At 57.3% G+C, this 19,270-nt stretch carries 19 protein-coding genes and 1 pseudogene; 7 read left to right on the forward strand and 13 right to left on the reverse strand.

What is annotated here, in order from left to right; all coding sequences use genetic code 11:
- Window positions 1-73: 73 nt before the first annotated feature.
- The 4 genes from BN1123_RS09315 to BN1123_RS21900 are packed head-to-tail and all read right to left on the reverse strand — an operon-like array spanning window position 74 to window position 2,028.
- Window positions 74-529 carry a GNAT family N-acetyltransferase gene (locus BN1123_RS09315; RefSeq protein ID WP_042026631.1) on the reverse strand — a complete coding sequence of 152 codons (456 nt, stop codon included), beginning with the start codon at window positions 527-529 and terminating at the stop codon, window positions 74-76.
- Between the two features lie 56 nt (window positions 530-585).
- Entirely contained in the window at window positions 586-1,158 is a 573-nt protein-coding gene (locus BN1123_RS09320) for a Crp/Fnr family transcriptional regulator (protein ID WP_042026632.1), read from the reverse strand.
- Between the two features lie 2 nt (window positions 1,159-1,160).
- Window positions 1,161-1,910 (reverse strand): 23S rRNA (guanosine(2251)-2'-O)-methyltransferase RlmB, encoded by a 750-nt coding sequence (gene rlmB / locus BN1123_RS09325; protein WP_042026633.1) that lies wholly within the window; start codon window positions 1,908-1,910, stop codon window positions 1,161-1,163.
- Window positions 1,900-2,028 carry a hypothetical protein gene (locus tag BN1123_RS21900; RefSeq protein WP_260752753.1) on the reverse strand — a complete coding sequence of 43 codons (129 nt, stop codon included), beginning with the start codon at window positions 2,026-2,028 and terminating at the stop codon, window positions 1,900-1,902. Before BN1123_RS21900 ends, rlmB begins: the two co-directional genes overlap by 11 nt.
- Before the next feature lie 911 nt (window positions 2,029-2,939).
- On the opposite strand from BN1123_RS21900, the gene BN1123_RS20885 reads away from it, so the two are divergent.
- From BN1123_RS20885 to BN1123_RS21825, 3 genes and pseudogenes are all read left to right on the forward strand, one after another.
- The gene (locus BN1123_RS20885; protein WP_082037515.1) at window positions 2,940-3,746 is read left to right on the forward strand and encodes a restriction endonuclease; all 807 of its coding nucleotides are present in this window, start codon (window positions 2,940-2,942) and stop codon (window positions 3,744-3,746) included.
- 162 nt (window positions 3,747-3,908) lie between these two features.
- Window positions 3,909-4,649 (forward strand): hypothetical protein, encoded by a 741-nt coding sequence (locus BN1123_RS21340; protein ID WP_156130482.1) that lies wholly within the window; start codon window positions 3,909-3,911, stop codon window positions 4,647-4,649.
- A 102-nt stretch (window positions 4,650-4,751) separates the two neighbouring features.
- Window positions 4,752-4,886: pseudogene (locus tag BN1123_RS21825) on the forward strand (ISAs1 family transposase); the annotation flags it as partial.
- 59 nt (window positions 4,887-4,945) lie between these two features.
- Here the strand turns inward: BN1123_RS21825 and BN1123_RS20895 are convergent.
- Window positions 4,946-5,218 (reverse strand): hypothetical protein, encoded by a 273-nt coding sequence (locus BN1123_RS20895; RefSeq protein WP_082037517.1) that lies wholly within the window; start codon window positions 5,216-5,218, stop codon window positions 4,946-4,948.
- A gap of 421 nt (window positions 5,219-5,639) precedes the next feature.
- Entirely contained in the window at window positions 5,640-8,027 is a 2,388-nt protein-coding gene (gene rnr, locus BN1123_RS09345) for a ribonuclease R (RefSeq protein ID WP_042026639.1), read from the reverse strand.
- Window positions 8,028-8,160: 133 nt separating this feature from the next.
- Here rnr and BN1123_RS09350 point away from each other — a divergent pair, with 133 nt between their 5' ends.
- Entirely contained in the window at window positions 8,161-9,183 is a 1,023-nt protein-coding gene (locus tag BN1123_RS09350) for a GGDEF domain-containing protein (protein ID WP_042026641.1), read from the forward strand.
- A 120-nt stretch (window positions 9,184-9,303) separates the two neighbouring features.
- Here the strand turns inward: BN1123_RS09350 and ompA are convergent, their stop codons facing one another.
- Together ompA and BN1123_RS09360 are read right to left on the reverse strand one after the other, a co-directional pair.
- The gene (gene ompA / locus BN1123_RS09355; RefSeq protein ID WP_042026642.1) at window positions 9,304-10,338 is read right to left on the reverse strand and encodes a porin OmpA; all 1,035 of its coding nucleotides are present in this window, start codon (window positions 10,336-10,338) and stop codon (window positions 9,304-9,306) included.
- A 282-nt stretch (window positions 10,339-10,620) separates the two neighbouring features.
- The gene (locus BN1123_RS09360) at window positions 10,621-11,631 is read right to left on the reverse strand and encodes an SGNH/GDSL hydrolase family protein (protein ID WP_026456202.1); all 1,011 of its coding nucleotides are present in this window, start codon (window positions 11,629-11,631) and stop codon (window positions 10,621-10,623) included.
- Window positions 11,632-11,881: 250 nt separating this feature from the next.
- Here BN1123_RS09360 and BN1123_RS09365 point away from each other — a divergent pair, with 250 nt between their 5' ends.
- On the forward strand, window positions 11,882-12,262 hold the full coding sequence (locus BN1123_RS09365) for a YgiW/YdeI family stress tolerance OB fold protein (RefSeq protein WP_042026643.1): 381 nt from the start codon (window positions 11,882-11,884) through the stop codon (window positions 12,260-12,262).
- A gap of 69 nt (window positions 12,263-12,331) precedes the next feature.
- On the opposite strand, the gene mltC is transcribed toward BN1123_RS09365, so the two are convergent.
- The 3 genes from mltC to mutY all read right to left on the reverse strand — a co-directional run bounded on the left by mltC (window position 12,332) and on the right by mutY (window position 14,853).
- Complete coding sequence (mltC, locus tag BN1123_RS09370; RefSeq protein ID WP_026456201.1) at window positions 12,332-13,435, reverse strand: membrane-bound lytic murein transglycosylase MltC; 1,104 nt, start codon at window positions 13,433-13,435, stop codon at window positions 12,332-12,334.
- 84 nt (window positions 13,436-13,519) lie between these two features.
- The gene (locus tag BN1123_RS09375; protein WP_042026645.1) at window positions 13,520-13,792 is read right to left on the reverse strand and encodes an oxidative damage protection protein; all 273 of its coding nucleotides are present in this window, start codon (window positions 13,790-13,792) and stop codon (window positions 13,520-13,522) included.
- Window positions 13,789-14,853, reverse strand: coding sequence for an A/G-specific adenine glycosylase (gene mutY / locus BN1123_RS09380; RefSeq protein ID WP_026456200.1), 1,065 nt, complete (start codon window positions 14,851-14,853; stop codon window positions 13,789-13,791). Before mutY ends, BN1123_RS09375 begins: the two co-directional genes overlap by 4 nt.
- Before the next feature lie 241 nt (window positions 14,854-15,094).
- Between mutY and BN1123_RS09385 the strand changes: the two genes are divergently transcribed.
- Entirely contained in the window at window positions 15,095-16,333 is a 1,239-nt protein-coding gene (locus tag BN1123_RS09385; RefSeq protein ID WP_042026756.1) for a multifunctional CCA addition/repair protein, read from the forward strand.
- 127 nt (window positions 16,334-16,460) lie between these two features.
- Here BN1123_RS09385 and BN1123_RS09390 read toward each other — a convergent pair whose 3' ends face one another.
- Together BN1123_RS09390 and BN1123_RS09395 are read right to left on the reverse strand one after the other, a co-directional pair.
- On the reverse strand, window positions 16,461-18,059 hold the full coding sequence (locus BN1123_RS09390; protein WP_042026647.1) for a BCCT family transporter: 1,599 nt from the start codon (window positions 18,057-18,059) through the stop codon (window positions 16,461-16,463).
- A 9-nt stretch (window positions 18,060-18,068) separates the two neighbouring features.
- Window positions 18,069-18,596 (reverse strand): hypothetical protein, encoded by a 528-nt coding sequence (locus BN1123_RS09395; protein ID WP_042026648.1) that lies wholly within the window; start codon window positions 18,594-18,596, stop codon window positions 18,069-18,071.
- Between the two features lie 159 nt (window positions 18,597-18,755).
- On the opposite strand from BN1123_RS09395, the gene BN1123_RS09400 reads away from it, so the two are divergent.
- Entirely contained in the window at window positions 18,756-19,226 is a 471-nt protein-coding gene (locus BN1123_RS09400) for a MarR family winged helix-turn-helix transcriptional regulator (RefSeq protein WP_026456196.1), read from the forward strand.
- Window positions 19,227-19,270 lie beyond the last annotated feature (44 nt).

A 19,270-nucleotide genomic window follows, 5' to 3' on the forward strand; every position in this document is an offset into this window, starting at 1 on the left:
CTGCCAGATAAAAGAGAAGGGCCATCCCGCGGGATGGCCCTTCTGCATTTTGTGTTCTCTGACAAGGGCGCTGTTACGCGACTGACTTGCGCATCCCCATATGGGGAATATCGTCCTCCAGATACCCTTCTCCCTCGGCCACGAAACCATGTTGGCCATAGAAGCCCTGCAGATGGGCCTGTGCCCCTAGCCAGATGCTGTGGGCTGGCCAGCGCACCTCGCACGCCTTCACCGCCTCGCCGATCAGCTGATGGCCAAGGCCATCGCCCCTTGCCTCCGGCGACGTAACGACCCGGCCGATGGCGGCGCCGCTGCCATCCCCGATCCCGGGAGCCATGATCCGGGCATAGGCGGCCAGCAGATCCCCGCGATAACCGAGCAGGTGCCACACGCCCTCGCGGCGATCCAGTCCATCCAGATCCTGGAAGGGGCAGGTCTGCTCCACCACGAACACCTCGGCGCGCAGGGCCAGCAACTCGTACAACTCATCAGTGGTCAGTTCAGACCAGGGCTTCAGGATCCAGTTCATCGGCAACTCCATCTCGATTCGAACGGCCAGCATAATCCGGGCACGGTTAGCCGGCATTAACCTTTGTTAATTGCTTTCAGCCGTTTGCGAATGCGGCTCAGGCTGATGGGGGTGATGCCGAGGTAGGCGGCAATCAGGTGATCCGGCACCCTGGCATCCAATCCGGGGAAGCTTGCGAGGAAATGCTGGTAGCGGGCCTGGGGACCCTCGGTCAGGAGCAGCAGCTCTTTCTCCTCCTTGATGCGCAATTGCACCTCCAGCAGATGTCGGTACCAGGAAGGCCAACAGGAGAGCTGGCGCAGATCGGCCAGCTGAAACAGCTGCAACCGACAGGGCTCCAGCGCCTCCACGCTGTAGCGGGCCGGCTCACCACTGAGCAGGCGGTGAAAGTCGAGAAACTCGTCCCCCTCCCAGTAGAACTCCTTGATGTACTCGCGGCCATCCGCCAGCACCACTCGGGCCCGCAGCAGCCCTTGCTCCACCATCACCAGCAGATCGGGTCGATCGCCGGCATGCCAGAGGCAGGCACGGGGGCTCAGGGCCAGCGGCCGGGCAAAAGAGAGGAGGCGCGCGGCCTCCTCTTTATCTGCGACCTGCGCCCAATCGAAGGGGGGTCTGTCAGTCAGCATGATTAACCGCGGCGCTGGCGCACGGCTTCAAACAGGCAGACGCCAGTCGCCACCGAGACGTTGAGGCTGGATACCGCCCCCGCCATCGGGATGCTCACCAGCTCGTCGCAGTGCTCGCGGGTGAGGCGACGCATACCCTTGCCCTCAGCCCCCATCACCAGCGCCATCGGGCCGGTCAGCTTGGCCTGATAGAGGTCGTGATCCGCCTCACCGGCGGTGCCGACCAGCCAGACGCCACGCTCCTGCAGCTCGCGCAGGCTGCGGGCCAGGTTGGTGACCTGAATGAGCGGCACCACTTCGGCGGCGCCACAGGCGACCTTGCGCACGATCGGGGTCAGGCCGGTGGCCTTGTCGCGCGGCACGATCACCGCATGGACGCCGGCCGCATCGGCGCTGCGCAGGCAGGCACCCAGGTTGTGCGGATCGGTCACCCCGTCCAGCACCAGCAGGAAGGGGGCGATTTCTTGCTCGGCCAGCTTGTCCAGCAGGCTGGCCAGATCGTGCTCGGCCAGCTTGGGCGCCTCCTTCAGCCGGGCCATGATGCCCTGGTGATTGTTGCCCTCAGCCTTGTCGTCGAGCGTCTTGCGGTTCACGCTCTGCACCTTGAGGCCGAGCGCATCCAGCTCCGCCAGCAGGGGCTGCAGCCGCTCATCGTCGCGGCCCTTGAGGGCCCACACTTCGATGAAACGCTCCGGCTCGCGCTCAAGAAGGGCGGTCACGGCGTGGATGCCGTAAATCAGTTCACTGCTCATGTTCAAGATCCGTGGTGTCGGGTCGCACCCAGTGCGCCCCGGAGAAAAATGGCCCTACCGGCAGCCTGACCACCATGATGCTGGCGTCGTCACCGGTCGCTAAATGATGGCGCATCATACCAGAGACTCCGGTCCCTAGGGAGTTCAGCCAAACTCCTTCGCCTGTGCCAAGCATCCCAATTCCTGCGGGATTGCCGCTATGCGGGGTTTAGCCCGCCCTGCGGGCTTCGGCGAGTGACTTCTTGCTGGCCCAAGAAGTCACCAAGAAGGCCTTCCCCCGCCAACCCGACCGCTGCGCGGCTTCCCTCGGGTCAAGCACAAGGTAAGACGGACCGCCGAAGATGGGGCATCCATGCCTCGCTGCGGCTGCGCCATCATCCCTGATGGCGCTCCTGACCTTGTGCCCTCCTCTCGGCGGATTACAGGGGGAGCCAATACCCTGCCCCTCTGATGCACTTGCTATACCTGAAACTCGCCGTATTGGCGCACTACGCACAAAGCTCCCCCATGCCAATTAATTTGTTGATCCTGCTCAGGAAACCATCATCTCCCTCTTTTTTCCACGGCGGCGCTCGCTACCATAGCCGTTTGGCAACCGTCTCGTCGGAGTTACCCATGAGCCAGGCCAGCGAAACCACGCAGGTAAACAGCAGCAGACTGAAGGCTGTAATTCAGGGGCGGTAGCTTTGCCGGATGGAATGGATAAGCAAGTAGCACGAGTGGCGCGATCACTGAACATGGTGACGGCCTTATGTGGATTTCTGAGCGGCTCACGCCGCCGTGGCTTGGCCGCGCCGTCCATAAGCAACCCACGTACTGTTTTTTTACACAGTCGCAATGGTGGCGCAGAAAGAGGAAGTCAAGCGAATACGCTCAGCACTAGAAGCAAGCGGGTAATATGATGATTTAATGATAATTTTTACTTAGCGGCGATAAAGATGTTACGGAGTTATATGGAATGCTCTGCTAACGGATTAGTACCGCCTTCCATCTAATCACTGTTAGTTTTAAAATGAGGTTAATCAAAGTATGTGGATTTTTGATGGGGTAATTGAAGCTTCTTGTGATGAATGTGGTTCAGTTTACAAGGTTCCTGTTAATGATTTCGAAGTCGATTGCTACGATAGTAGCTACAGTGAAAATGGTATGGGGCAGCAAAATGATTATCAATTGCTGTATCAGTTTGATTGTACGAGATGCGGTAATGATATTTCATTGGATTTTGATGTTACGGAGTACCCTGTCGACTTCCTCAGTTACGTAATCAACAATTCAAGTGGCGCTGACTGTAACGGTGAACCATATTTCACTTACCTAGACGAATCGCCCATTTATATTTTACCGGAACCAAAAATCTGGCTACCAGGTGATGATAGAATTATCACCGATATAAATTTAATTCGCTCCAATATCCCAGACCTTGTCAGATTCTTGAGAGACAACCCTCAGCACCTTCACCAAATCGAGCCTAGAGAGTTTGAGCAAGTTATTGCCGAAATCTTTAAACATAGTGGCTTTGAAGTAACTCTTACAAAAAGTACAAGAGATGGTGGAAAGGACATTATTGCAGTACAGAGACATGCTTTAGGTATTGATACAAAATATTTCATTGAATGTAAAAGGTATGCACCAGACAATAAAGTTGGTGTGGAGGTTGTTCGAGCTCTTCATGGTGTGAAAAATACAATAGGCGGACCAAATAAAGTAATACTAGTTACTACTTCCGCTTTCACCCAAGGTGCTATCGATTTTGCTCAAAGCCAAGCGAGCAGTTGCTGGGACATATCCCTCAAAGATTATCAAGATATATTAAGTTGGCTTAGTGCTTATCAATAATTTAAAACTAACAAACTGTTCAAGAGGGATTCACAACGCGTGGCATTTTTATTATGCGTTGATTTTAGTGATTAAGGTGGTGTGCGGTGGCTTCGGTATTGCGTTGCTCACCCCTTAACAGGGCGTTATGTTTATAGGGAAAGTTTAGTGATAGAAAATTTTATGAAATGGTATCAGGGAACTCGAAAGAAAGTCGCCTATTTTATGTTGGCATTGGTTTGTTCGTATGTTTTCTTAGCAACTAGCCTTATTTGGGGATTGCCTTCCTCAGTTATTTTTGGAGCATTGTGCTTAACACTCGTAGTTCCGTTCAGTATGTTTGCAATGTTGGCAACTGATAACCCATTATTTGATTCACTGCAATCAAAAAAATGGGTTGTTATTACTGCTGGATTACTAGTGGCAATATACTCTTCGTTATCGTATATATGGGCATCAAATGAAGTAAATGCGATTTTTGGCGTCTCAGCAAGCCACCTTCCTTGGAGTATTTCACTTCTTACGGTTGTTTATTTCTTCAAAAATGTTGTATTGATTTGCTCATTAGCCGCATTTGCTTTTGTCTTCGTATACGCCAACATTTGGGTATGGCGAGTTCTGGTCAGTAACTATCGTGGTTTCGGTAGTCTAGTTAAAGATGTCTTTGGCGGCATTTTGTTCATTTTAGGGCTTGGGCTACTAATCGGTAGCTCGGGGGTGTTAACTATGCATAAAAGTGAGTTCGCAAAAATGGTCGCTGTTAATGCTGATTTTAGTGCTCATCATAGGTGTACTGGAGATGAATTCAAAAACTCACAAGGAGTCCTTTTCTTACCGACAGGTAATGTTTTGGTCGCTTATCTACAGCCGTCATATACCTTTGGGTGGACATTTGTTTTTGATGAAGTTCCTTGCAAAAAATAAACATAACAAACTCTTTAAGACGGATTCGCAACGCTTGGCGGTTTTGGTTTGATTTTGCTTTTGTGTTTACGGTGAAGAATGGGACACCCATCTTTCTGAGCACGGCATATGGTTCTCAACATGCTACGAGTAGAAGAAACGAAGATAAGCATTCCGATGAAACAGAAACGCTACATGATGAATCCGGCATTTTTAGAGCGGGTTTTATTGGCTGGATTTGCCTCGGCGGCTAATTAACGAGCATTCATGTGGATGCCCTGGGGGGAGATGGGTGATAATATGTCGCCCATCTAGCTTTAACGAACCTTGCTAAAAATTAGCAATATAAGACTGACACATACCAAAAACCCCCAAATAGCAGCAGTGTAGACTGTATTGGTAGCATCCATAACACTGCCCATTATTGCTCTGTGTTGTTCCAAAGTGATTGGCCCAGAAAGCAGAACACTTTCTTTCTCTGAAATATGACCAAATGACAAGGAAGCAAGGGCAAGCCAAACATAGTAACCGAGACTCACAGTTATAATGGAAGCCCATCGAATGATGGTTTTAAATTTACTAGATAACATCAGACACTCCACCTAATACACCACCGACTGAACCGCCAGAGTATGGTGACAACTTACCTATAGCAGATGCGATCTCCGCCAAGGTACTCAGGAACGAATCATCATGTGCAGGTGATACCTTGAAAAATGGGACACCCACCTTTCTGAGCGTCGCGTAGCGACCAATAAAGTGACCATCGCGCAGGGAGTATGCCCCTCGCCATAGGCACGGCGCTCGGCCGCTCTCCGCCAAAGGGCTAAGCCCCTTCCTTTTCGCTGACCATAAAAAATCCGAACCCCGGTAACAGGGTTCGGATTTTTTTCATCTCAAGAGTCGCAGGCTTTTGCAGTGATAACCCGAGCTCTGGCGAAGATAACGCGGGGCCATCAGCCCCTTACGGCCTCAGCCCGGGTCACCGGACCCAAGCCATAGGCCGAGGGCTTACCCCTTGGCCTTGTCGCGAGCTTTTTTGCTCGGTCGTCTGTTGCTGGGTTTGGCACGGCCGCCCTTGGCGGATTTACCGTGCTCCTTTCCCTCTTTACGTTTTTCGTGACGCTGTGCGCTCTTGGCCTTCTCTTTCTTGATCTCGGCCTGCTTGCGCGCCATTTCTTTCGCGTTCTTGCCGGTTGCCTTGAGTGGCTCTTCCACCATCACGAAGTCGATCTTGCGATCGTCCAGATTCACGCCCATCACCTTGACCCGCACCTTATCACCCAGACGGTAGCGGCGGCGGAAGTTCTCGCCGATCAGTTGCTGGTGCAGCGGGTCAAACTGGTAGTAGTCGTTGGTGAGGGTACTGACGTGCACCAGACCGTCGATGTGGATCTCGGCCAGACGCACGAAGAAGCCAAAGCCGGTGACGCTGGCGATGACGCCGTCAAACTCGTCACCCACGTGATCCAGCATGTACTCGCACTTGAGCCAGTCGGCCACGTCGCGGGTGGCGTCGTCGGCCCGGCGCTCGGTCATGGAGCAGTGCTCGCCCATCGGATCCACTTCGTCCAGCTGGTAGTGATAGCCACCGCTCGGGGTCCACTTGTGGCGCAGGTTGCCCTGCTGCTCCTTGGCGGTCTGGTACTTGATCGCCCGGTGCAGGATGAGGTCGGGGTAGCGACGGATCGGCGAGGTGAAGTGAGCGTAGGACTTCAAGGCCAGACCGAAGTGACCGATGTTGTCGGCCTGATAGATGGCCTGGCGCATGGAGCGCAGCAGCATGGTGGAGAGCAGTTCCGCATCCGGACGCCCCTCGAACTTGGCAGCCAACTCGGCAAAGTCTTTCGGCTCGGGCTCCAGGCCCCCCTTGAGCTCCAGGCCCAGCTCGGCCAGGAAGTCGCGGAAGCCGGTCAGGCGCTCCTCGCCCGGGCGGTCATGCACCCGGAACAGGGCGGCGGCCTCGTTCTTCTCGATGTAGCGGGCGGCGGCCACGTTCGCCTGGATCATGCACTCTTCGATGATCTTGTGGGCGTCGTTGCGTACCAGCGGCACGATGCGGTCGATCTTGCGCTGGGCGTTGAAGATGAAGCGGGTCTCTTCGCTCTCGAACTCCACCGCACCGCGCTGATGGCGGGCATGCTTGAGCGCCTTGTAGAGGTTGTTGAGCTCCTCGATGTGGCCCACCAGCGGCTCGTACTGCTGGCGCAGCTTGGGATCGCCATCCAGGATCGCCGCCACCTTGGTGTAGGTCATGCGGGCGTGGGAGTTCATCACCGCTTCGTAGAACTTGTAGCCGGACATGCGGCCGGCGGCGGAGATGGTCATCTCGCACACCATGCAGAGGCGGTCAACCTGCGGGTTGAGCGAGCAGAGGCCGTTGGAGAGCACCTCCGGCAGCATGGGCACCACGAACTCGGGGAAGTAGACCGAGTTGCCGCGCTGGTAGGCCTCGGTATCGAGGGCCGTGCCCGGCTTCACGTAGGCGGACACGTCGGCAATGGCGACCCACAGGCGCCAGCCGCCGCCGCGCTTGGCTTCACAGAAGACGGCGTCATCGAAGTCGCGGGCATCTTCCCCGTCGATGGTGACCAGCGGCAGGGCGCGCAGGTCGATGCGCCCCTCTTTGGCCTTCTCCGGCACCTCTTCACCCAGACCGGCAACCTCTTTGGTCACCTCTTCTGGCCAGGTGTGGGGAATGCCGTGGGTACGCAGGGCAATCTCGATCTCCATGCCGGGGGCCATGTTCTCACCCAGCACTTCCAGCACGGTGCCGACCGCGTTGAAACGGGCGGTGGCGCGCTGGTTGATGCGCACAACCACGACCTGACTCTGACGCGCGCCCTTGTTCTCTCCTTCCGGGATGATGATGTCCTGGCCGATGCGGCTGTCGTCGGGTACCACGAAACCGACACCGTTCTCGACGAAGTAACGGCCGACGATGTCCGCCTCGCGGGCCTTGAGCAGGCGCACCAGACGCGCCTCCTGACGGCCCTTGCGGTCAATCTCGGTCGGCTGCACCAAGGCGTAGTCGCCGTGCATCAGGCGTTGCATCTCGCGGTTATTCAGGAACAGATCCGGGCCACCACCTTCCGGACGCAGAAAACCGAAGCCATCCTTGTGGCCGAGCACATAGCCTTTGACCAGATTCAGACGATCCGGCAGGGCGTAACATTGGTTGCGGGTGAATACCAGTTGCCCGTCGCGCTCCATGGCGCGCAGGCGACGACGCAAGGCTTCCAACGGCTCTTCATCGGTCAGCTTGAGGACCTTGGCCAACTCTTCACGGGACATGGGCTTTTCATGGCCCTTGATGAGGTCAAGAATCAGCTCTCGGCTGGCGATGGGATTCTCGTATTTTTCGGCCTCGCGTTCGAGGAAAGGATCTTTTTGAGACATAAGCAGGCCTTAGGATTGGTGGTAACGGTGCCATTATATCGGAGGGGGGGGCGAATGGCATCCATCGGCTGCCTTTTGGCCACTCTCTCTGTCATACTCTCCTCAGTTTGCCGGTATGTGAGACACAGAACTCATGAGTAAGGACACCTTTGCCCAGTCAGCCGCCTATCTCAAACAGGCGGTTCCCCTGATGATCAAGTACCAAATCCCCACCACACCTGACAATTATCATCTCTGGTACAACTATGTGTCGGCCAGCATGCCCGAGCTCAACCAGGCCATCGATCAGGCCATCAAGCTACAGGGCACCTGCTCGCTGACCACCTGCGAGCGCCTCTATCACCAGCACCTTGCCGCCCAGGATGAACAGCAGATGGAGGCGATGAAACTCAGCCTCGCCGCCATGGCCAACGAGCTGGGTCATTCAATGCAGGATGCCATCTCGGATACCGGCCTGTTTCAGGAGATGCTCGACAAGAGCTTCGACAAGCTGAGCAAGATCGACGACGAGGGGCTGAGTCTGGAGGACACCATGGGGATCCTGCGGGATCTTGTGCGCGAATCCCGCGATGTGCGCATGTCCACCATGCACTTTCGCAACCAGCTCAGCAATGCCGAGAAAGAGATCAAGGAGCTGCGCGAGGCGCTCAACGAAACTCGAAAACTGGCCAACGAGGACGCCCTCACCAACCTGCTCAACCGGCGCGCCTTCGATTTCGAACTGGAAGGATTGATTCGCAGCAAGCACCCCTTCTCGCTGATCCTGGCCGATATCGACAGGTTCAAGAACTTCAATGACGAGTATGGCCACTTGCTGGGGGATCAGGTGCTGCGGGCTTTCAGCAAGCGGCTGCGCGATGCCTGCAAGGAGGGGGTGACGGCCTATCGCCTCGGCGGCGAGGAGTTTGCCCTGCTGGTGCCCCATCGCAATCTGGCACTCAGCAGGCAGATGGCGGAAAGCATCCGGCGCGCCATCGAGCGTATGTCGGTACTGGACCGCAAATCTGGCCGTCGCATCGACCACATCACCGCCTCATTCGGGGTGGCGGAGCACAATGGTCAGGAGGGTGTCGACAGCCTGGTCGAACGCACCGACAAGATGCTCTACAAGGCCAAGGATCTGGGCCGCAACCGGGTGATGCCGCTCCCGTCCTGATGTCTTGCCATATACTCGTCACCATCAACAAAAAAGCCAGTCAATTGAATTGACTGGCTTTTGGCTATTCAATATGAGGCTGCTCACGCAGCCCCACTAGTTCGGGTCAGGATCAGGAAATTACTCCTGAACCTCGGCCACCCCTTCCACCTTCACTTCCACACGACGATCCGGTGCCAGGCAGACGATCAGCTCACGCTTGGACTTGCTGACGCAGCTGTCCCCGGTAACCGGTGAGGACTCGCCACGACCTTCCACATTGACTTTGGAGGCGGGAATACCCTTGCCGACCAGGTAGTTGGCTACGCTCTGGGCACGCTGCTCGGAGAGCTTCTGGTTATAGGCATCCGAGCCGATACGGTCGGTGTAACCGATCACGGTCGCCACCCCATCCTTGGGTCGGGCCTCTTCAATCTGGCTATAGAGGGAGTCCAGCGCCTGGCCCGCTTCCGGCTTCAGAGTAGCTTTATTGAAGTCAAACAGCACATCGGAGCTCAGGGTGAACTGCTTCTCGACCATCACGGGCTCGGGAGCCGGCTCGGGAGCTGGTGCAGCAACCACGGGAGCGACCTGACCGAAGCGATAAACGGCCCCCAGCGAGAGCAGGCCGTTGTCCATGCGCACGCCCGTGTCTTCACGGCTGCCATAAGGTGTTGAGTATTGATATTCGAGGCGTGCGGCCCAGTCACGGTTGAAAGCGTACTCGGCACCCAGGGCACCGACGACGACGAAGCGGCTGTCACTGTCGAAACGTTCGCTGTCAGCCCAACCATAACCACCACCGATACGACCGTAGAGATCCAGGCTCTCGGTGACCGGGAAACCCAGCTTCAGGGTCAGCTGAGCCAACTGGGACTTCACGCTATCGCCGAAGGCAGTACCGGCGGCAGTGGTAGCGTCATACTTGTATTTGCCCAAGTAGTCATAACCCAGCTCGATACCCAGATTCTGGTTGACCTGATAACCGGCAAAAGCACCGGCACCCAGTGCATCGTTGGTTTCATCGCCAAGGGTAAAATTGTTGCTTTCATCAATGCCGTAGAAGTTGGACCAACCCAGCTTGGCACCGCCATACCAGGTGTTGTCTTGGCCTGCTGCCTGGGCATTGGCCGCGAGCAAGCCGGTAACCAACAAGGTAATCAATGACTTTTTCATGTTTTAGCCTCTGCAACTTTATGTAGGAGGGGTTGTTTGATACCACCCCATCTTATGGGCACGACCACATCGACTGCGATCGCAGCATATTAACGTTAGTCCATTTTCAAGTGCTTGATACCAATTAACAAAAAACACCATAACCCAGAAATGCTCACAAACACAGCACAAGCGTCTGATTTTTAGACAAAGTTGTGACATGTAAGCGGCAAAGGAAAGAGGACCATAAAAATGCGGGGCCAACATAATGTTGGCCCCGCATCGGTGTTTACAGATCGCAGATCAGCGACGAATAAACTCGTAATGCTGTTCGATGAAAGCGGCGACCCGCTCCCCCATCGCCTTGTGCACCGTCGCAGTCGGGTGCACCTGATCCCAGAACATGTGTTCATCGCAGTTCCGGGCTGCCGCACTGCGGGCCGCTTGCGGGCTCACAACAGCCTGGGCCAGGATCGGGTTGCCGGCCACTGCCAGACGCTCTGGGACGCTCAAGGCTGGCGCCTCGCTCGCATCGGAGAAGGGCTTCCACAGATACCCGCCGCCATAGCAGGCGTGCTCGATGTCGCTCAGCCCGAATTTCTGGGGATCACCAACCATCTCGTCAAACTGCTTGTCCACTTCGAACATCTTGACGATGCCAAGGGGGGCCAGTTCGCGCGAGAGATTGAGCAGCCGCTGGTTGTGATAGCTGGCTACGTGGCGCACCTGATCCACTACCTTCATGCTGTTGGCGGATGGAGTTCTGCCCAGATCCGGGATGTTGAACAGCAGGATCTGCTGCGCCCCGTTGAGCACCAGTCGGTTGGATGCCAGGCGAATGGTCTCGATCACCCGATCGGCATCTTTCTCCTGATTCCAGCCATAGGCCAGATAGTCGTTGGCCCCCACCCAGATCACCACCAGATCGTCGGGACGCAAGCTGTCCTTCGCCAGGAACTGATCGATCTCGTAGTCGAGGTTGTTGATCACCTGATACTTGGGATCCCAGGCCCAGAAGTTGAGCCAGCCCAGCTTGTTGTAGGCCACCGCCGTCGCCCCACCTTCAGCCTCGTTAGCCAGCTGAAGCCCGGGGAAGTGTTCGTCTCGCAACCGTTCCAACCAGACCGGGCCATTGCTGAAACGCCCCTCGTAATAGGGAGGGCTGGAGGGGAGATACCCCTTCATCTTCTTGTACATCTTGCCGGTGTCCGAGAGGCTGTCACCAAACATCACGATCCGGGAAAAGCTCGGGCGCTCCACCGCCTGAGCGGTCAGCGCCAGTAACCCCAATAAACAAACAAGCCATTTTTTCATATTGTTATTCTCATTGATTGAGCAGGCAGAGCCTGCAACTCGTCCTCAAGCCGCAACGACGTCGGGAATGCGTCGAACCAGCCCCTTACTAACCAGACGACAGATTACAGATTCAAATGAAGTTGAACACGCCGAGCTGTGCGATTAAATCGATTGCGCTCTCATTCGTCGGCAAAAAGTGCCGTTCTTTCACGCTTGTTTCACGCCTGCCTCGCCAAAATGGCCCCATACCAACGACAGGAGCATAAAAATGAACAAAGCAAGCGTAATCGGACTGGTGGCCCTGATGTCTGTCTCTTCTTTCGCCATGGCGGCCTACACCGGCCCCCAGGAGCAGAACAAGGTTTCCGTCGCGCAACTGAAAGACTTGGCTGATGACAGCTGGGCCACTCTGGAAGGCAAGCTGGTCAAACATCTGGGCGACGAAAACTACCTGTTCCGCGATGCCAGCGGCGAGGTAGAAGTCGAAGTGGATCAGGACGTATGGCGTGGCGTCGAAGTGGGTCCGGACGATCTGATCCGCATCCGCGGTGAAGTGGACCACAGCTGGAACAAGACCGAGGTAGAAGTGGAATCATTGGAGAAGGTGGGCGCGGCTCACCAGGCCAAAGGTGGCTTCATCGGTAAATAATGGCAACACCATGCCAGTCAGAACCAACAAGGGCGCTTGATATCAAGCGCCCTTTGTCGTTATTGCCGGTTATCCCGCCTGCCTGGCAAAGGATCGTTTGAACCCCTTTTCGGCCTGATTGACCTTGTAGAGGTAACGGCGCGCCTCCGCCTTGGGATGCTGCTCGGTCAGTACCTGATAGACAGCCTCGGGGGAGAGCTGGTTGATCCGCCCCGGCGCCGCCTTGCGATCGCTGGAGAAGGTGTTGAGCACACCACCGGCGCCACCGTTGTAGGCGGAGATCACCGCATAGCGACGGGACTGGGGATCCTGGATATCCGCCAGATAGACTGTCTGCAGCAGGTGCAGATAGGCCGTCCCCACGTCTATGTTGTAGGCGGGATTGAACAGGTCTTCCCGGGTCGGCTGACCGCTCTTGCCCTTGACCCGCACATAGACATCGCGTCCAGCGGTGGCCGGGATCACCTGCATCAGGCCATAGGCGTTGGCATGGCTCACCGCATAGGGGTTGAAGCTGCTCTCCGTCTTGATCACCGCGTAGATCAGGCTCTCGGCAACACCGTACTTGCGGGATGCCTCCCGGATGATGCTGGCATACTTGTAGCCACGTTTATCCTCATGGTTGGCCACCATGGGGATATCGATGAAGAAGATGTTGCGGATCCCCAGGGTGCGTTTCTTCATCGCCGTGTTGAGCAGATAGTCGGCATAGCGCTCGGCCCGCCAAGTGGAGCGGATCGGTTGCCCCTGGTTGTCCAGCACCTGCCCATAAAGAAACGGCTCGCCACCGGGCATGATCTCCCGATCCGAGTAGAGATCCACTTCCGCCGGATCGTCCGGCGTCAGCAGGGTTTCGATGATGGCACGGCGCAGGTGGGCACGGGGCTCAATCCCGGAGACCGTCTCCACCATGATGTGACCGGTGGAAAAGTCGATGTGAGCCCGGCTCTTGTACTGATCCGTGTATTTGACGTAGTCAAACTTGCCCGCAAACAGCGCCTCCCGCCCCCATATCTCGTTCACGTTATGGGAAAGCGCGCTGATCATGTGTTCAAAACCGCGAATGTCCTTGCCGTTGACCAGATCATCATCGTCGCTCCCGCTGGGCTTGGGAGAGGATGAGCAGGCAGAGAGAAACAGCAAGGCACACAGCAGCCAAAGAATTCGGCCCATAGGATCCTCAAACCGGGCGGCCGGGCCGCCCGTCACTTAATTGGCTTGTACCAGGAGGGTATAACCGTTTTACGCTCTCTCAGCTCACTGGCTGGGAGGGGTATAACCGTCGATCTGGACTTCACCTGCGTCAAACAGGTAGCTGACCATCTCTTTCTCCAGCAACTGGCGATGCTCGAGATTCATCATGTTGAGCTTCTTCTCGTTGATCAGCATCACCTGCTTCTTCTGCCATTCGGCCCAGGCTTCCTTGCTGATGTTGTCGAAAATCCGCTTGCCGAGCTCGCCCGGGTAGAGTTGGAAATCGAGACCCGGCGCCTCTTTCTTCAGACGTTGGCAAAATACGGTACGGCTCATGTTGACCTCTGTGGTTGTAAGTCCGGATAGGCGAGCAGGCGGGCCGTGGCGGCTGCCAGCCCCACCTGTGCAGGATGGCGTAAGTTATACCAGAGTCGGTTATCCGCTTCCATGAGACGCAGGGCCGGCGCCTTGTCCGTCTCTATCAGCAGCGGCTGTATATCGAGATGGAAGTGGCTGAATGTGTGGCGAAAACCCTCCAGCTCCCGATAACTGCTGCCATTGAGGCCCAGCCCCTGCAACACCCCGTCGACCTCGGCCAGCGATGCCACCTGGGGGAAGCAATAAAGTCCGCCCCAGATCCCCTGTGGCGGACGTTTTTCCAGCAGCAACTCATCACCGTGGCGGATCAGCAGCATGATGCCGGTGCGCGCCGGAATGCTCTTCTTGGGCTTGCTGTTGGGGTAGTCGGTGGGCTTGCCCTGCGACAGCCCCTGGCAATCATCCCGCACCGGACAGCGCTCGCAAGCGGGCTTGCTGCGGGTACAGATGGTGGCCCCCATGTCCATCATGGCCTGGTTGTATTGGGCCACCCCCAACCTCGGGGTGAGGCGGGTCGCTATCTCCCACAGCTCGTTTTCCACTTGTTTCTGGCCAGGCCAGCCCGGCAGGGCAAGCCAGCGGGTGAGCACCCGTTTCACGTTGCCATCGAGAATGGCGTGGGGCTGCCCGAGGGAGAGGGAGAGCACGGCGCCAGCGGTGGATCGACCAATGCCCGGCAGGGCCACCACCTCGTCAAACTGCTCCGGGAAGACCCCCTGATGCTGATCGCGGATCTGCCGGGCCGCCTTGTGCAGATTGCGGGCCCTGGCGTAGTAGCCAAGACCGGTCCAGTGGTGCAGCACTTCGTCTACGGGGGCATCTGCCAACGCTACCACATCGGGAAAGCGCGCCATAAAGCGCTGGTAATAGGGGATCACAGTGGCGACCTGGGTCTGCTGCAGCATGATTTCGGAGACCCAGACCCGATAGGGGGTCTTCTCCTGCTGCCAGGGCAGGGTCTTGCGGCCGTGGAGCTGGTACCAGTCCAGCACCCGGCTAGCGAAGGTTGATTGGTTCACATTGTTCTCATGTATCTGATATGAAAAGGAACTCTCCGGCTCCTTCGGTTCACCATATACCGACATGCCCTGCAACAGGCGACGGAGGGTATGGCGAGCGCTCATGTGTGCGGCAGGGTAAGGCCTCCCCCAGATGAAGTCAAAGCGCCGCAGAGGGATTTTTTCCCTCCCTCGCCCCCGGCAGCAAAGCCGCCGCAAAGACGATATACTCGGCCCCATCATTGCTGAAGAGGTACAGGGTTTGCAGACTTATCTGGTTGGGGGGGCAGTACGGGATCGGCTGCTGGGACTGGCGCAGGGCGACAGGGATCATCTGGTGGTGGGCGCCACCGTGGAACAGATGCTGGCGCTGGGTTTTACCCAGGTTGGTCGCGACTTCCCCGTGTTTCTCCACCCCAAGACCCAGCAGGAGTACGCTCTGGCCCGGACCGAGCGCAAGCAGGGCCAGGGCTACACCGGCTTCGTCTGCCATGCGGCCCCCGACGTGACCCTGGAGCAGGATCTGCTGCGCCGGGATCTCACCATCAATGCCATCGCCGAAGATGAAGAGGGCCAGCTCCACGATCCCTACGGCGGTATCCGGGATCTGGAAAATCGGCTGCTGCGCCACGTCTCCCCCGCCTTTGCCGAAGATCCCCTGCGCATCCTGCGGGTGGCCCGATTTGCCGCCCGCTTCCACGCCCAGGGATTCGTGATTGCCCCCGAGACCCTGGCCCTGATGAGCGAGATGACGGCCGCAGGCGAGCTGGCTCATCTCACCCCGGAGCGGGTCTGGAAGGAGCTGGAGAAGGTGTTGCTGGGCCCGACACCGCAGGTGTTTTTCGAGGTATTGCGCGAGTGCGGCGCCCTCAAGGCGCTGTTCCCCGAGCTTGACGCCCTGTTCGGGGTGCCCGCCCCCGCCAAGTGGCACCCGGAGATCGACACCGGCATCCACACCATGATGGTGCTGGCACAGGCCTGTCGCCTCTCCCCCGAACTGACAGTGCGCTTCGCCGCCCTCTGCCACGACTTTGGCAAGGGGCTGACGCCCAAGGAGTTCTGGCCGAGCCATCACGGCCATGGCCAGAAGGGGCTACCCCTCATCCGCGACTTCTGCCAGCGCTTTCGGGTCCCCAACGAGTGCCGGGATCTGGCGCTGCTGGTGAGCGATCTGCACACCCACATCCATATCGCGTTTGAACTCAAACCCGCCACCCTGCTCAAGGTGTTCGACAAGGCCGACGCCTGGCGCAGACCGGAACGTTTCGCCCAGTTGCTCGATGCCTGCCGCGCCGATTTTCACGGTCGCACCGGCTTCGAGGAGCGGGTCTATGCCGAGCCGGATTATGTGGCCGAGGCGCTGGCCGCCGCGCAAGCCGTGCCGGTGAAAGAGATTGTTGCGGCAGGCTTCAAGGGAGAGGAGATCAGAGCCCAGCTGGCCAAGCGGCGTACCGACGCCATCAGCCGGGTCAAGGATGAGTGGACCTTTATCGAGGAGTAAGGCTTCCGGCCACAACCACCCAATAAAAAGCGGCCGTACCGACGGTAATTTCCCACAGGGAAAACATCGTCGGTACGGCCGCTGTCGATGCAAAGGGGGCCTGAGCCCCCTTTGTCATGTCCGCCCGTCAGGCAGGGCCAATCCGGTCCAGCAGGCTCATATGGGTTGAGCCATCGTGGCGCTTGAGGTTTTGGCGATACTCGAACTGGCGCTGACTCTCCTGCTTGAGCCCCAGCATCAGCGAATAGCACATGGCCAGCATGATCACCGAGAACGGCAGCGCGGCTATGATGCTGGCCGCCTGCAGGGCAGCCAACCCGCCCGAAACCAGCAGGATGGCGGCTACCAAGCCCTCGCCCAACCCCCAGATGGCGCGGTGCATCACGGGAGGATCCTGATCCCCGATGGAGAGCAGAGTTGTGATGACCAGGGTGCCCGAGTCACTGGAGGTGATGAAGTAGGTGCAGATCAGCAAGGTCAGCACCCCCTTGGCAATCCAGCCGAAGGTCTCCCAGTGCAATAGATCTACCGTCTTGTAGAGCGCCAGGGTCACGTCCTGATTGACGGCCGCCAGCACGCCACCATCGCCAAACAGCTCCAGATTCATGGCGGTGCCACCAAACACGGTGAGCCACAGCATGCCGAGCAGGGAGGGCACCAGCAAGACACCGAGTACGAACTCGCGAATGGTTCGGCCCTTGGAGATGCGGGCGATGAACATGCCGACAAACGGTGCCCAGGCGATCCACCACCCCCAGTAGAAGGCGGTCCAGCTCGACTGCCAGGCCGAGGTGCCATTGGCTTCGGTGTTGGTCCAGAAGCTCAGCTGAATGATGTTCTGCAGGTAGTCACCGATATTCTGCACATAGGCGTTGAGAATATAGGTGGTCGGGCCCAGCACCAGGAAGAGGCCGAGAATGAAAACACTCAGCCAGATGTTGAGCTCGGAGAGCAACTTGACCCCGCGCCCCACACCGGAGACGGCCGACAGGGTGGCCACCAGGCTGATGCCGCCGATCAGCCACAGCTGATTGGCCTGAGAGATTTCCATCCCGAACATCTGGTTGAGGCCGGTATTCATCTGGGAGACGCCAAGACCAAGGGAAGTCGCCACCCCGAACACTGTGCCGAATACCGCCAGCACGTCGGCGGCATGGCCCCAGAAACCGTAGATGCGATCACCGAGAATGGGATAGAGCACGGAACGGATCGCCAGCGGCAACTTGCGGCGGTAGCTGAAGAAGGCCAGCGACAGACCGACGATCACATAGATGGCCCAGGGGTGCAGGCCCCAGTGGAAGAAGGTGAGGCGCATGGCGACCTGAGCCGCCTCGGGAGTCATTCCCTCGGTGATGAAGGGGTTGTCCTGCAGGTGATACATGGGCTCGGCGATGCTCCAGAACACCAGTCCAATCCCCATGCCTGCACTGAACAGCATGGAAAACCAGGCAAAGTAGCCGAACTCCGGTACCTGGTCGTCGTCACCCAGCCGGATGTTGCCAAAACGGCTGAACATCAGATAGACAGCGAAGAACAGGAACAGGGCGACCACCAGAATGTAGTACCACTTGAACCCGGCAATGATCTGGTCCTTGGCGCCGGTAAACCAGGCTGCGGCCGTATCGGGAACAAAGACCCCGAACAACAGAAACAGGGTGATGACGGTGAGCGCCGTCATGGCCATGGTGGGATTGAGGCCTTTCAACAGCCCTTTGCTTGCTCGCATCCAGCCTCCTTAGTCGTGGTTGAAAAAGTCTTCGCCAACGTGCTCGCCGGCGCCGCCGATGGCGCGATAGACCAGCTTGCCGGCCGCCTGTTCACGATGATCCACCAGGGAGACCGACGGTTGGCCATTCACTGCATGACGCTTGCCAAGGAAGATGGCCATGGGCACGCCGAGGTTGGAGATACCACTGGTGATCCAGAGACGGTTGAAGTCATAGGAGCCGCCGATGAACTCCAGCTGCGCCAGACCGGTATCCAGGCCAGTCAGGTAGAAGTTCATGGCACTCTCGTCGGGGAAGAGATGAACCAGCACATAGGCATAGCGCAACTCGTTGACCAACTCCTTTAGGTTGAAAGTACCTGTCTCACTACAAGAGAGGGGAAGCTCACCATCATAGTGATGGACCTTCAGATTGTTGGGGTCTTCGTCGTAGGCGGGCTGGTAGCGTACAAAAGCCGATGTATCCGGCAGTTCATAGCGTACACGCACCACTTTCAACCCGCTTACCAGGGTCTTGATATCCAGTTCATTGGTCATCTTCACTCCTCAAATGTCAGCGCTAATTCTGCAAAGAGGGGGCTAAACTAACACAAAAATACTTTGAACATAAACCATTAGAGTCGTAACCATATTGACGTTTTCCTCTGGCAAGAGCAGAATTTGCCCCCTTAAATCCTCCTGACGACCCGGTTCCCCATGGAAAAACATGATGAAGTGCTGATAGCGCTGCGCCAGATCATTCGTGCCATCGACATGCACTCCAAGCGCTTGATCAAGGAGGCGGGTCTCACGTCACCACAACTGCTGCTGCTCAAAGGGATTGACGAACTTGGCCAGATCTCCATGCGCCAACTGGCCAATCACACCAACATGAGCCAGGCGACGGCCACCACCATCATGGATCGACTGGAAAGCCGCCAGCTGGTGCAACGCATTCGCAGCGAAACTGACAAGCGCAAGGTACATGCCACTCTGACCGACGCCGGTCGGGCCCTGCTGAACCAGGCCCCCAGACCGCTGCAGGAGTGCTTCATCCAGCGTTTTCAGGCACTGGAGCCCTGGGAGCAGACTCTGCTGCTCTCCTCCCTGCAGCGCATCTCGTCGATGATGAATGCCGATGAAATAGATGCGGCCCCCGTGCTGAGCGTGAGACCTCTCACCGAATAGCGGGCATGACAATAAGGCCGGATGGCATGCCATCCGGCCTTATT

The organism is Aeromonas enteropelogenes (assembly GCF_000819845.1).
Lineage (GTDB): Bacteria > Pseudomonadota > Gammaproteobacteria > Enterobacterales > Aeromonadaceae > Aeromonas > Aeromonas enteropelogenes.